11 protein-coding genes are annotated in these 12,243 nt (G+C 64.7%); 4 read left to right on the forward strand and 7 right to left on the reverse strand.

The window, feature by feature from the left end; translation table 11 throughout:
• Positions 1 to 137 precede the first annotated feature (137 nt).
• A complete protein-coding gene (locus AC5Y5W_RS11260; protein ID WP_500009467.1) occupies positions 138 to 1,136 on the forward strand; it encodes an Lrp/AsnC family transcriptional regulator in 999 nt (332 codons plus the stop codon).
• A gap of 58 nt (positions 1,137 to 1,194) precedes the next feature.
• Here the strand turns inward: AC5Y5W_RS11260 and AC5Y5W_RS11265 are convergent, their stop codons facing one another.
• The 4 genes from AC5Y5W_RS11265 to AC5Y5W_RS11280 all read right to left on the reverse strand — a co-directional run bounded on the left by AC5Y5W_RS11265 (position 1,195) and on the right by AC5Y5W_RS11280 (position 6,307).
• The gene (locus AC5Y5W_RS11265) at positions 1,195 to 1,884 is read right to left on the reverse strand and encodes a DUF1275 family protein (protein ID WP_500009468.1); all 690 of its coding nucleotides are present in this window, start codon (positions 1,882 to 1,884) and stop codon (positions 1,195 to 1,197) included.
• A gap of 176 nt (positions 1,885 to 2,060) precedes the next feature.
• Positions 2,061 to 3,374, reverse strand: coding sequence for a maltokinase N-terminal cap-like domain-containing protein (locus AC5Y5W_RS11270; RefSeq protein ID WP_500009469.1), 1,314 nt, complete (start codon positions 3,372 to 3,374; stop codon positions 2,061 to 2,063).
• Positions 3,371 to 5,146, reverse strand: coding sequence for a maltose alpha-D-glucosyltransferase (gene treS, locus AC5Y5W_RS11275; protein ID WP_500009470.1), 1,776 nt, complete (start codon positions 5,144 to 5,146; stop codon positions 3,371 to 3,373). The genes AC5Y5W_RS11270 and treS overlap by 4 nt, the downstream gene beginning before the upstream one ends.
• Positions 5,147 to 5,236: 90 nt before the next feature.
• Entirely contained in the window at positions 5,237 to 6,307 is a 1,071-nt protein-coding gene (locus tag AC5Y5W_RS11280; RefSeq protein WP_500009471.1) for a S1C family serine protease, read from the reverse strand.
• Between the two features lie 213 nt (positions 6,308 to 6,520).
• On the opposite strand from AC5Y5W_RS11280, the gene AC5Y5W_RS11285 reads away from it, so the two are divergent.
• Complete coding sequence (locus tag AC5Y5W_RS11285) at positions 6,521 to 6,928, forward strand: TIGR03668 family PPOX class F420-dependent oxidoreductase (RefSeq protein ID WP_500009472.1); 408 nt, start codon at positions 6,521 to 6,523, stop codon at positions 6,926 to 6,928.
• A gap of 81 nt (positions 6,929 to 7,009) precedes the next feature.
• Complete coding sequence (locus AC5Y5W_RS11290) at positions 7,010 to 9,145, forward strand: elongation factor G-like protein EF-G2 (protein WP_500009473.1); 2,136 nt, start codon at positions 7,010 to 7,012, stop codon at positions 9,143 to 9,145.
• Here AC5Y5W_RS11290 and AC5Y5W_RS11295 read toward each other — a convergent pair.
• Genes AC5Y5W_RS11295 through AC5Y5W_RS11305 form a run of 3 tightly spaced genes read right to left on the reverse strand, consistent with a single transcriptional unit; the run spans position 9,142 to position 11,185 of the window.
• Positions 9,142 to 9,768 carry a 3-oxoacid CoA-transferase subunit B gene (locus AC5Y5W_RS11295; protein WP_500009474.1) on the reverse strand — a complete coding sequence of 209 codons (627 nt, stop codon included), beginning with the start codon at positions 9,766 to 9,768 and terminating at the stop codon, positions 9,142 to 9,144. The genes AC5Y5W_RS11290 and AC5Y5W_RS11295 overlap by 4 nt on opposite strands.
• On the reverse strand, positions 9,765 to 10,538 hold the full coding sequence (locus tag AC5Y5W_RS11300) for a CoA transferase subunit A (protein ID WP_500009475.1): 774 nt from the start codon (positions 10,536 to 10,538) through the stop codon (positions 9,765 to 9,767). Before AC5Y5W_RS11300 ends, AC5Y5W_RS11295 begins: the two co-directional genes overlap by 4 nt.
• Positions 10,535 to 11,185: a cysteine hydrolase family protein gene (locus tag AC5Y5W_RS11305; protein ID WP_500009477.1), complete on the reverse strand. Its 651-nt coding sequence runs from the start codon at positions 11,183 to 11,185 to the stop codon at positions 10,535 to 10,537. Before AC5Y5W_RS11305 ends, AC5Y5W_RS11300 begins: the two co-directional genes overlap by 4 nt.
• 224 nt (positions 11,186 to 11,409) lie before the next feature.
• Here AC5Y5W_RS11305 and AC5Y5W_RS11310 point away from each other — a divergent pair, with 224 nt between their 5' ends.
• The gene (locus tag AC5Y5W_RS11310; RefSeq protein ID WP_500009570.1) at positions 11,410 to 12,165 is read left to right on the forward strand and encodes a L,D-transpeptidase; all 756 of its coding nucleotides are present in this window, start codon (positions 11,410 to 11,412) and stop codon (positions 12,163 to 12,165) included.
• The last annotated feature ends 78 nt before the right edge of the window (positions 12,166 to 12,243 follow it).

Consider the following 12,243-nt stretch of genomic DNA (forward strand, 5'->3'; position numbering starts at 1 on the left):
AGCAGTCCTTTCGTTTTCACGCCGGCCTGGTTCGACCACCCCGCCCAGACTTGCAGCGACCGCCCCGTAATGCCTATATGCGAGCTCGAAACCGAGATAAATCATCTCGGAACTGGAAAACTCCGCATACTTTACGCATGGCAGATGCTTTAGACGCGCAAATCCTCCACGCGCTGGAGTTGTCGCCGCGGGTATCGTTTCGCCGCATCGCCAGGGTCGTCGGGGCATCCGAGCAAACCGTCGCCCGCCGCTACCAGCGGTTGCGTCGCGCCGGCGTGGTGCGCGTCGTCGGACTGGTGAATCCCCGGGTCTACGGGGAAGCACAGTGGATTGCCCGCATCCGCGCCAAACCCGACCGCATATCCCAGCTGGGCGACGCGCTGGCGCGGCGCCCAGAGGTCACCCATGCCAATATCCTCTCGGGCTGGACCGAGCTGGTGTGCGTCATCCGCGCGCCGGTCGGCGAGCGTCGGGAACGCCCGCTGCTGCAACAACTTCCACGGACCACCTCCGTGATCGACGTCAGCGTCGACCTTGTGCTGCACGCATTCGGTCAACCGGCGACAGCACAGTGGACCGGCTACGGTCACAAGCTGAGCAGCGAGCAGACGCGGCAGATTCTGGGCGAACCGGTCGGTCAGGTAGTGCCCGGGCGGCTGATCACCCCTACCGCGCAGGACCGTCCGCTCCTAGACGCGCTCGCCGAAGACGGTCGCGCCACCCAGGCACTCTTGGCCGAACGGACCGGATGGTCGATGGCACGGGTAGCTCGGCGCGTTGCGGCGCTGGAAGCCTCGGGCACGTTGGTCTATGACGTCGACGTGCTGGGTGAGCGACTCGGTTTTCACCTCAATGCGATGTTGTGGCTCACGATTGCACCACAACACATCCACCGTGTGGGCGAACAGATTGCAGCTCATGACGAGGTCGCTTTCGCCGCTGCCGTCAGCGGCCGCAATAACCTGATGGCCGTGGTGATCTGCCGCGACGCCGACGATCTCTACCGTTACCTGACCGAAAACCTCTCGGCCATCGCTGATGTCGACGGCTACGACATCAGCGTCCGAGCACAACGGCTCAAGCAATCCGCATCCCTCGTCACAGGCGGGCGATTGGTCACCCCACGCCGCACCTGACAATAGATACGGCACTCACCCGTACCGAATGTGCGTTGGCAGTGGCGATTTCGCGATTTTAGGTCCACAGAGCGCGACGGCCGGCATAGAAAAACGTGTATGCGGTGGCCAGCGCACACACCACGCTGGCGATCCCGAGCATGTAGGTACCGCCGGCGACCAGGCTGATAAACCCGCCCACCGCAGCGCCGATGATAAAGCTGGCAAAGAGCAGAAAGTATCCCAGCCAGTCGGTGAGCTGTCCCCCGTGGAAGTGCCGTTCGATTCCTTGACCCAGCTTGACCAGCGTCCCCGTCATATAGCTCAAGCCGATCGACGTTTCGCCGTCTTCGTTGACGAAGGTGGTGTTCAGCGCGCCGACTCCGAAGGTCACCAACAGGATCGGCGGAAAGGGCAATGGAAGCTCGGGGCCACCCAACAGGATGAGGTCGAGCACGGTAGCGAGCACGAGCGCCAGCGTGGTCAGCAAGGTGGCGCCGTGTGGCCGTCTCGGCCAGATGTAGCGCCGGCAGAACGACGCGCTGATCACACCGGCGACAAAGGCCACCATCAACAAGGTTGCCGATACTGCCAGCCACGGCGAGGACGCCGCCCACTGTTCTTCCGCGAAGTACCCCATCACCGCGCGCTGGGCGTTCCCCGTCATGAACGTGACGAAGTATCCGGCGGAATGGGAAAAAGCCGTGGCTCCCAGTAGTCCGGCCAGCGCGGCCAACACCCACGACAATTTGGCTTCGCTGTCGTACATCCGACGAAGTCCAACCATCACGTCGGACATTTTTCCAGATAAGTGAACTGCGTGCAGTGTGGGCGGATCAGGTTTTGCGGCGACCCGCTGCACTCGGCTCCGCCGAGTTTGCGATCGCCGCGTACGTTTAACGGCGACCCGCTGCACTCGGCTCCGCCGAGTTTGCGATCGCCGCGTCAGGCGGCGGTCAGCCGGGCGATCGACCGCAGCGGGATGGGTAGCCAGCCGGGCCGGTGCCGGGATTCATAGCCCGTCTCATACACCGCTTTGTCCAGCTCGTAGGCCGCCAGCAGCGCCGCCGAAGCGCGCGGGTCGACGCCAGACGCGGCCGCGTACCCGTCGCAGAACGCGCTGCGATTGCGCTCCACCCACTCGCGGGAGCGGGCGGCGAGCTGCTTGTCGTCGGCCTGATCGACCAGCGGACCGCAGGCGGCGTACTCGAATGACCGCAGCACACCTGCGATGTCGCGCAACGGGGAGTCCGGCGCCCGCCGCTCTTCCAGCGGCTGACCCGGCTCCCCCTCGAAGTCGATCAGCAGCCACGACTCCGGGGTACGCAACACCTGCCCCAGATGCAGGTCGCCGTGAATTCGTTGCACGTTGATGCTCTCCCCGGCGAGCTCGCGGAACTGCTGCTCGATCGCGGCGGCGTGCTGCTCCAGTTCGGGCACTGTCGCAGCCGTCGTCGCCAGCCGCCCAAGCACTGTCTCCAGCGGGAACGTCGCATGCGAGGTGCCGAGCTGCTCAGCCAGCGTGGCGTGTACCGACGCGACCGCCTCACCGAGCCGATAGGACTCGCCGGCGAAGTCGCCGCCGACCTCGTGGGCGTACAGGTCGCCTTCGGCAAACAGGTCACGCACGCTGGCGGTGGCCATCGCCCAACCTTCCGCGGAGTTGGCCGCGTAGGCGGTCAACATGCCCAGTGGACAGGGCAGCCCCTCCGATTCCGTTTCGTAGGAACCCAGCAATCGGGCTACGTGCGGATTGCCGGCGCGGCCCAGTACGCGGTTCAGCTCGATGTCGGGGTTGATGCCGCTGCTGACCCGGCGGAACACCTTCAAGATGGCGTCCTGCTCGAAAATCACGCTGGTGTTGCTCTGCTCCGCGTCCGCCACCCGTGGCCACGCCTCCAGGGGCAGCTTGACGTCGGGCTCTTTGGCGAAGGTCACCTTGCCGCGCGTCGCCGACGAATCGATCAGCGACAACAGAAATCGGCCCGCATCCGGATCGTAGAGCGCGTCGTAGGCGGTGCGATCGTTGTCGGTGCCGATGGTGGCCACCGCGCTGTATTCGGCAACCGGTCCGCTGCCCCAGTTGACGATCACCTGATAGCACTCCGACGAACCGTCGGTGTAGGTGACGTCGACGAGTACCAGGTCCAGGTCTTCACGCAGGCCGACGATCCGGCTGGGGTCAGCGGCGGCGATCTCGCGTCGACGTCCGGCATACCAGCGTTGTTGGGGAAGCCATTGGGCGAACGGCAAATTCATGGCGTCTCCTCTGACTCAGACAGCTGGAACCAATAGAACCCGTGGCCCGGCAAGGTCAGCAGATACGGCAACTGACCGATGGGGGGGAAATTCACCTGCCCGGTCAGTTCGACCGGCGTGTAGGAAGCCCAGTGCTGCAGGTTCAACTCGATGGGTTGCGGGAAGCGCGACAAGTTGTTGACACACAGCACTGTGTCCCCACTGCCGTCTTCTATTTCCCGCACATACGCCAGCACCGAGGGGTTAGACCCGCCCAACTCGTTGAAAGTCCCGACGGCGAAAGCCTTGTGACGCCGCCGCACCGCCAACATCGTGCGAGTCCAGTTGAGCAGCGACGTCGAGGTGTCCCGCTGTGCCTCGACGTTGACGGCTTGGTATCCGTAAACCGGGTCCTGGATGGGTGGCAGATACAGCCGGCCTGGGTTGGCGGCGGAGAAGCCGGCGTTGCGGTCCGGTGTCCACTGCATCGGGGTGCGCACCGCGTCGCGGTCCCCCAGCCAGATGACGTCACCCATGCCGATCTCATCGCCGTAATAGAGCACCGGTGAGCCGGGTAGCGACAGCAGCAACGCGGTGAACAATTCGATCTGATTGCGGTCCTTGTCCAGCAGCGGCGCCAGGCGGCGGCGGATGCCGACGTTGGCCTTCATCCGCGGATCCTTGGCGTATTCGGAGTACATGTAGTCACGCTCTTCGTCGGTGACCATCTCCAGCGTCAACTCGTCATGGTTGCGCAGGAAGATGCCCCACTGCGCCATGTCCGGGATTTGCGGCGTCTGCGCCAGGATCTCCGAAATCGGGAACCGCGACTCCCGCCGGACCGCCATGAAGATGCGGGGCATCAGCGGAAAATGGAACGCCATGTGGCACTCGTCGCCACCAGTGCCGGCGTCGCCGAAGTACTCGACGACGTCACTGGGCCACTGGTTGGCCTCGGCCAGCAGCACCCGGCCAGGAAATTCGTCGTCGACCACCTTGCGGACGCGTTTGAGAAAGGCGTGAGTTTCGGGCAGGTTCTCGCAGTTGGTGCCCTCCCGCTCGAAGAGGTACGGCACGGCATCCATCCGGAACCCGTCGATACCGAGGTCCAGCCAGAAACGCAGCACGTCGATCATCGCCTCTTGCACGGCCGGATTCTCATAGTTCAGATCTGGCTGATGGGAGAAGAATCGGTGCCAATAGAACTGGCGCCGTACCGGGTCGAAAGTCCAATTGGACTCTTCGGTGTCGACGAAGATGATCCGCGCATCGGGATATTTGTCGCTGGTGTCGTTCCAGACGTAGTAGTCGCCGTACGGGCCGTCGGGGTCGCGCCGGGACTCCTGAAACCATGGGTGCGAGTCAGAGGTGTGATTCATCACCAGGTCGGTGATGATCCGGATACCCCGCCGGTGAGCGGCATCGACCAACGTCACCACATCGTCGACCGTGCCGAATTCCGGGAGCACCTTGTAGAAGTCCCGGATGTCGTATCCGCCGTCGCGCAACGGGGAGTCGTAAAAAGGTGGCAGCCAGATGCAGTCGACGCCGAGCCATTGCAGGTAGTCCAGCCGGTCGATGAGCCCCCGCAGGTCACCGCAGCCGTCGGCGTTGGCGTCGAAAAACGCCCGTACCAACACCTCATAGAACACTGCATGCTTGAACCACGTTGGGTCAGCGGGCATCACCCGGGCGTCGGCGAAATCGTCAGCACTGGGATGCTCGACGACGCCCGCCTCGACGCGGCTGCCCTCGGACGGATCGTGTTCGTGTGCCTCTTTCGTCAAATCCACAGTCTTATGCGTACCCTCCGTCGGACGCACGGAATCATCTGCAGCGCCCCAGATTTGAGCCCCGCCGACGATGTGTCAGCTGCACTGATATCAGCCGGGCGGCCCTTCCCCCAGCGTCACGTTAGTCGTGCGCTGAGTACCACCATTCTGCAAACCCACACTGATGGTGTCGCCGGGATGATGCTGGTCAAGCAGATTCGTCAACGCGGTCGCCGAGTTGACCGGGGCGCCGTCGATCGAAGTGATCACGTCGCCCTGGCTGATCCCGGCTTGGGCGGCAGGACCATTCGACACCACCCGCAGCACCGCCGCACCCGCACCGCCGCTGGAGTCGTTGACCCCGACACCCATGAAACCCGTCGGGCCGATGTGCACGGTCGGCGACCCAGCCCCCGAGCGGATCTGCCCGGCGACGGCCATGGCCTGATTGATCGGAATCACGAAACCTTGACCGCCGCCGAGTTTGTAGTTGTCGGATGCGGCGGTGTTGATGCCGACCACCTGGTTATTGGTGTTGACCGTGGGGCCCCCGGAATCGCCGGGACGGATGGGAGCATCGACGTGGATCAAACCGTTGAGCGTCTCGGAGCTACCGGTCAACGAGTCGGACGCCGACACCGTTTGGTTCAGCGCGACAACTTTGCCGGACACGGCGCTCGGCGTTCCCCCGACACCACCGGCATTGCCGAGCGAGACGACCGGATCGCCGACCTTTACCGCCGACGAGTCACCGATATTGGCGACCGGTAATCCGGCCGCGCCGCCGAGTTGCAATACCGCAATGTCCTGGGTGCGGTCATAGCCGATCACCTCGACTGGATAGGTCTGCCCGTTGCCGATGGCTCTGGCGCTGATGTCGGTCGCACCCGCGATGACGTGGTTGTTGGTCAGCACCACACCGCTGGGATCGATCACGATGCCGGTCCCGGCGCCGACCGCGCTCTGGTATCCCAGCTTCGTGTCGATGTCGACGATCTGCGGCCCCACCTGCGAGACAGTCGCCAACGGGTCGGCCGGCGGCGCCGACGGACCGGGCGGCGCCAACGGCGCGGCGTAGGCCGGCGCTACCGGAGCCGCCAAGGCCACGACCAGTCCCACCACCGCCGCCACCTCGAGTAACCACGACCGCCACCAGGGCGTTCGGCGGTGTGATCCGCTCATCCCGCTACCTCCTGCAAGGTGGACACCCACCCGAATTCTCCGAGCGTCGGATTGCGACGGCGCGAACTAGTCCACTTCACCGTAGCCCGCATCCGGGTCCAGGACACGCGATAGGGAGTAACCACGGCACCGTCCGGGCAAACGGCCCAGGCCGGTCTCGGCGATCGCGACGGTTTGCTGGTGAGCGGCGTAGCCCACCCCTAGGCTGGCTTGGTGGTCGACTTCGACCCCAAGGCCCGCTTCGCGGGCGCGCCGGTAGCCCGGCTGGCCACGGTCGCACCTGACGGGACGCCGCACCTGGTGCCGGTGGTGTTCGCGGTGCGCGACGAGGTCGTCTACACCGCCGTCGACGCGAAGCCAAAGAGCACGATGCAGTTGCGCCGACTGGCCAACATCGAGAACAGCCCACACGTGAGTGTGCTCGCCGACCACTACAGCGACGACTGGGCACAGTTGTGGTGGGTCCGCATCGACGGAATCGCGGCGATCCACCGCGACGACGACACGCTACAGCTGGGCTACAACCTGCTGCGCGCCAAATACTCCCAGTATCAATCGGTTCCGTTGAACGGCCCGGTTATCGCGGTTGCGGTGAGCCGCTGGAGCAGCTGGCACGCCTGAATTCTCCTCTTGTGCTGCGCGGACGCAAAGAGAATGGTGACCTAGTAGGCCCGAGGCGCGGCGTATGAGGAGAAACCCGTCATGGCAGACAAGGCGAATACTTCCCAAGGAGCCGGATCCGCGCCCACCGCGGACAGTCCGGCCGCCGTACGCAATGTGGTGCTGGTCGGCCCGTCCGGCGGCGGCAAGACGACCCTCGTCGAATCCCTCCTTGTCGCGTCCGGTGTGCTGTCCAGACCCGGAACCGTCGCCGACGGCACCACCGTGTGCGACTACGACGAGGCCGAGATCCGCCAGCAGCGCTCGGTGGGGCTTGCCCTGGCGTCGCTGGAACACGACGGCATCAAGGTCAACCTCATCGACACTCCCGGCTACGCCGACTTCGTCGGCGAGTTGCGGGCCGGTCTGCGCGCCGCGGACTGCGCGCTGTTCGTGATCGCCGCCAACGAGGCTCTCGACGAGCCGACCAAGTCGCTTTGGCAGGAGTGCAGCCAGGTCGGTATGCCGCGGGCGGTGGTCATCACCAAGCTCGACCATGCCCGCGCCAACTACCAGAACGCGCTGTCGGCTGCTCAAGAAGCGTTCGGTGACAAGGTTTTACCGCTGTACCTGCCGGCCGGCAGCGGTCTTATCGGCCTGCTGTCCCAGACTCACTACGAGTATGACGGCAGCAAGCGAACCACCCATTCACCGGACCCCGCGTATGCCGATCAGATCGAAGAACACCGGGGTGCCCTGATCGAGGGGATCATCGAGGAGTCCGAGGACGAATCGTTGATGGAACGCTACCTGGGCGGGGAGACAATCGACGAGTCGGTGCTCATCGACGACCTGGAGAAGGCGGTCGCGAGGGGTTCGTTTTTCCCGGTGATCCCGGTGTGCAGCGCAACCTGCGTCGGCACGCTGGAGTTACTGGAGATTGCCACCCGCGGATTTCCGTCTCCGCTGGAACATCCGCTGCCGGAGGTGTTTACCCCGCAGGGCGCCTCGCACGTCACGTTGACCTGCGACGCCGATGCGCCGCTGCTTGCCGAGGTGGTGAAGACGACGTCGGACCCCTACGTCGGCAGGGTGAGTCTGGTCCGGGTGTTCTCCGGGACCATCAGGCCCGACACGACGGTTCACGTGTCGGGCCATTTTGCATCTTTTTTTGGTGACGGGAATAGCCACCTCGACCACGACGAGGACGAGCGCATCGGCACGCTGTCGTTTCCGCTCGGCAAACAGCAGCGGCCCGCGTCGGTCGTATTGGCCGGCGATATGTGCGCGATCGGCCGGCTCAGCCGGGCAGAGACCGGTGACACCCTCTCCGACAAGGCCGAACCACTGGTGCTCAAACCGTGGACGATGCCCGAATCACTGCTGCCGATCGCGATCCAAGCGCACGCCAAGACCGACGAGGACAAGCTCTCGGTCGGGCTGGGCCGACTGGCCGCCGAGGATCCGACCCTGCGCATCGAGCAGAACCCCGAGACCCACCAGGTCGTGCTGTGGTGCATGGGCGAGGCGCACGCCGGCGTCGTGCTCGACGGCCTGGCCAACCGCTACGGCGTGACGGTGGACACCGTGGCCTTGCGGGTGCCGCTGCGGGAAACGTTCGCCGGCAAGGCAAAAGGCCACGGCCGCCACGTCAAGCAGTCCGGCGGGCACGGCCAATATGCCGTATGCGACGTCGAGGTGGAACCGCTACCAGAGGGCTCGGGCTTCGAGTTCGTCGACAAGGTGGTCGGCGGCGCAGTGCCGCGTCAGTTCATTCCGAGCGTGGAGAAGGGGGTCCGCGCGCAGATGGAAAAGGGTGTGCATGCCGGATACCCGGTGGTCGACATCCGGGTCACACTGCTCGACGGCAAGGCACACAGCGTCGACTCGTCGGATTTCGCGTTCCAGATGGCCGGCTCACTGGGACTCAAGGAAGCCGCCGCGGCGACCAAAGTGGCTCTGCTCGAGCCGATCGACGAGATCTCGGTGTTGGTACCCGACGATCTCGTCGGCGCGGTGATGAGTGATTTGTCGGGACGGCGCGGCCGCGTACTGGGTACCGACACCGCCGGCAGCGACCGAACGGTCGTGAAAGCCGAAGTGCCCCAAGTGGAATTGACCCGCTACGCCATCGATCTGCGCTCGCTGTCGCACGGCGCTGCCTCCTTCACCCGGTCGTTCGCGCGGTATGAACCGATGCCCGAGTCAGCGGCTACCCGAGTGAAGGCCGCCGGCTAGCACACCGGCGCGTCGGTCTTGGCGACGACGTCGGCGATCTCCACGCCCGGCGCCAGTTCAGCCACCGTGAAGCCGGTGCCCGACACGTCCAGTACGGCGAGGTCGGTGATGATCCGGCTGACCACACCACGCCCGGTCAGTGGCAATTGACAGGTGGAAACCAGTTTGGCGGCGCCGGCTTTGGTGACGTGATCCATCAGGACGATGACCCGGCGGGCACCGGCCACCAGATCCATCGCACCACCCATTCCCTTCACCATCGACCCGGGGACCGCCCAGTTGGCCAGATCGCCGTTCATCGCGACCTGCATGGCACCCAGCACGGCGACGTCGACGTGACCGCCGCGGATCATGGCGAAACTGGTCGCGGAATCGAAGAATGACGCACCCGCAAGGACCGAGACAGTCTGTTTGCCTGCGTTGATCAGATCCGGGTCCACGTCCTCCTCGAACGGGAATGGGCCGACGCCCAGGATGCCGTTCTCGGCGTGCACTGTGATGTCGGCGCTGTCGGGAATGTGGTCAGCGATCAGCGTCGGCAGGCCGATGCCAAGGTTGACGTAATCGCCGTTGCGCAATTCCTGTGCGGCGCGGGCGGCCATTTCATCGCGGGTCCAGGTCATTGTCGTCTCGCCCGCCGGACAGTGCGTTTCTCAATGTACTTGCGCGCAGCCTGTTCTGGAGTCAGCGCGACAACCCGATGGACGAAGATGCCCGGCAGGTGCACATCGTCGGGGCGCAGTTCGCCGACATCGACGATCCGCTCGGCCTCGACCGCGGTGACACGGCCCGCCATTGCGACCGGCGGGTTGAAGTTGCGGGCCGCCGCGTGGAACCGACAGTTGCCGGCCTTGTCGGCAACTGCGGCGCGAATCAGCGCGTAATCGGTGACGATCGCCTCTTCGAGCACCATCTGCTTGCCACCGAAGCTGCGGACTTCCTTGGGCGGCGAGGCCAATGCGACACTGCCGTCTGCGCGATAGCGCCACGGCAGCCCACCGTCGGCGACCAGGGTACCGACGCCGGTGGGGGTGTAGAACGCGCCGCTGCCGCTGCCGCCGGCGCGCAACCGCTCGGCAAGGGTGCCCTGCGGGGTGAGCTCGACGGTGAGTTCGCCGGCCAAGTATTGGCGGGCGAACTCTTTGTTCTCGCCCACGTACGAGGCAATCACCCGGCTGATCCGATGCGCGTCCAACAGCAGCCCCAGGCCGGCGCCGTCGACACCGCAGTTGTTGGACACGATCGTCAGGTCGCCGGCGCCCTGGCTCAGTAGCGCCTCGGTGAGAAGCCATGGGATGCCGGCCAATCCGAAGCCGCCGACGGCCAGGCTGGCGCCGTCGGGGACGTCGGCGACCGCTTCGGCGGCCGAGCCGACCAGCTTGTTGCGAGTCACGGCAGCTCCCCGTCGAGCCACACCAACGCCGCCGACGAATCCCGAACATCAACAGCTATTCGACGGCATTCCTCGATGCCCTGGTCGTAGAGGCCAGACATTGCGTCACACACCAACATGACCCGGAAGTCGCGTTCGGACGCCTGGTACATGGAGGCCCTCGGACAGTTCGGAAAATTGCAGCCCGCGAAAACCACGGTGTCACTGCCACTGTCACGCAGGTGTTGTTCGAGGCTGGTTTGATAGAAAGCGCCCCACCGGGGTTTGTACATCACGTGCTCATAAGTGCCCAGTTGTTGGAGACCGCCGCGCAGCAACAGTTCATGGTCCAACTCAACAGCTTTGGGCAACAACTCCGGTGCGATCTGCGACCCCGCGCTACCGGGCGCCAAGAGTTGGGCACCGTGTTCGACCGACTGCCGCCGCACCAGGTCGACGTTGGAACCGTCCGGCCGATAAAGCCGAACGACATGGACGATCGGGAGCGAGCGTTCGCGAAACGCCGCAGCCAGCCGCGCCATTGCCGGGATCGCTTCCCGGGTTCCGTCGACGCGCAGTTGCCCGTCGTCGGCATAGGTGTCCCGCTGCACATCGATCAGCACCAACGCCGCTGAACCCGCCCGCGGACATGTGTACGGATCGCTCATAACCTTCGGTGTAACACAAGGCGTGCCCACTGCGACTATTCCGGCGGGTTCGATATCGGCTCCGCAGGCGGCCGTGACCTTGCGAACGGTTTACCGCCCAGCGGTCAGGCCTGCATAACGGCTGATGTCGGGCTTGTCTTGGGTTTGCTGGGTACCCTGGACGGGTAGATGTATGAAAACAAAATGCGGTGCGGTCGATCGCACCATCGCGGAGGGTGAAGACCGTGCGTAAAGCGGTTCGATATGTGTTGGCCACGGTGGCTGTTGCCGCGATGGGGGTGGCGGGCTCGGCCAGCCCGAGCATGGCCGCGATTGCGCCGCCCAACCCCGCCGTCGGGGTCGCGTCGATCCAGCCTGCCAACGGTCAAACGGTGGGTGTGGCTCATCCGATCGTCGTCACGTTCACCGGACCGGTCACCGACCGTGCCGCCATCGAGCGCACAATCAAAGTCAGTTCGCCCAGGCACACGAGGGCGCATTTCCACTGGGTGGACGACGACGTCGTCCAATTCATTCCCGACAGTTACTGGCCGTCGCACAGCCACGTGGCCGTCGACGTGCACGGCCTGTCGACCGGCTTCGAGACTGGCTCGGAAGTGCTGGCCGTCGCCTCGATTTCCGCGCATACATTCACGGTTAGCGTCGACGGCGAGGTGTTGCGCACGATGCCGGCGTCGATGGGCAAACCCAGCCGTCCGACGCCAATCGGTTCGTTCACCGCGCTGGGCAAAGAGCGTACCGTCGTGATGGATTCGCGCACCATCGGGATTCCATTGAGTTCGCCGGACGGCTACAAGATCACCGCCTCCTATGCGGTGCGCGTCACCTGGAGCGGCGTCTACGTGCATTCAGCGCCGTGGTCGGTGGACTCACAGGGATATGCCAACGTCAGCCACGGTTGCATCAACCTCAGCCCGGACAACGCCGCCTGGTATTTCGACACCGTGCACATCGGTGACCCGATCGAAGTGGTGGCTTGATCAGAACTGCCCGCAATTGGGTTCGATGGCAACACCGTTGAAGCAGTCCGCGACACCAGCGCCGGCATGGTGACGGCG

It is taken from the genome of Mycobacterium sp. NGS51 (assembly GCF_059812525.1).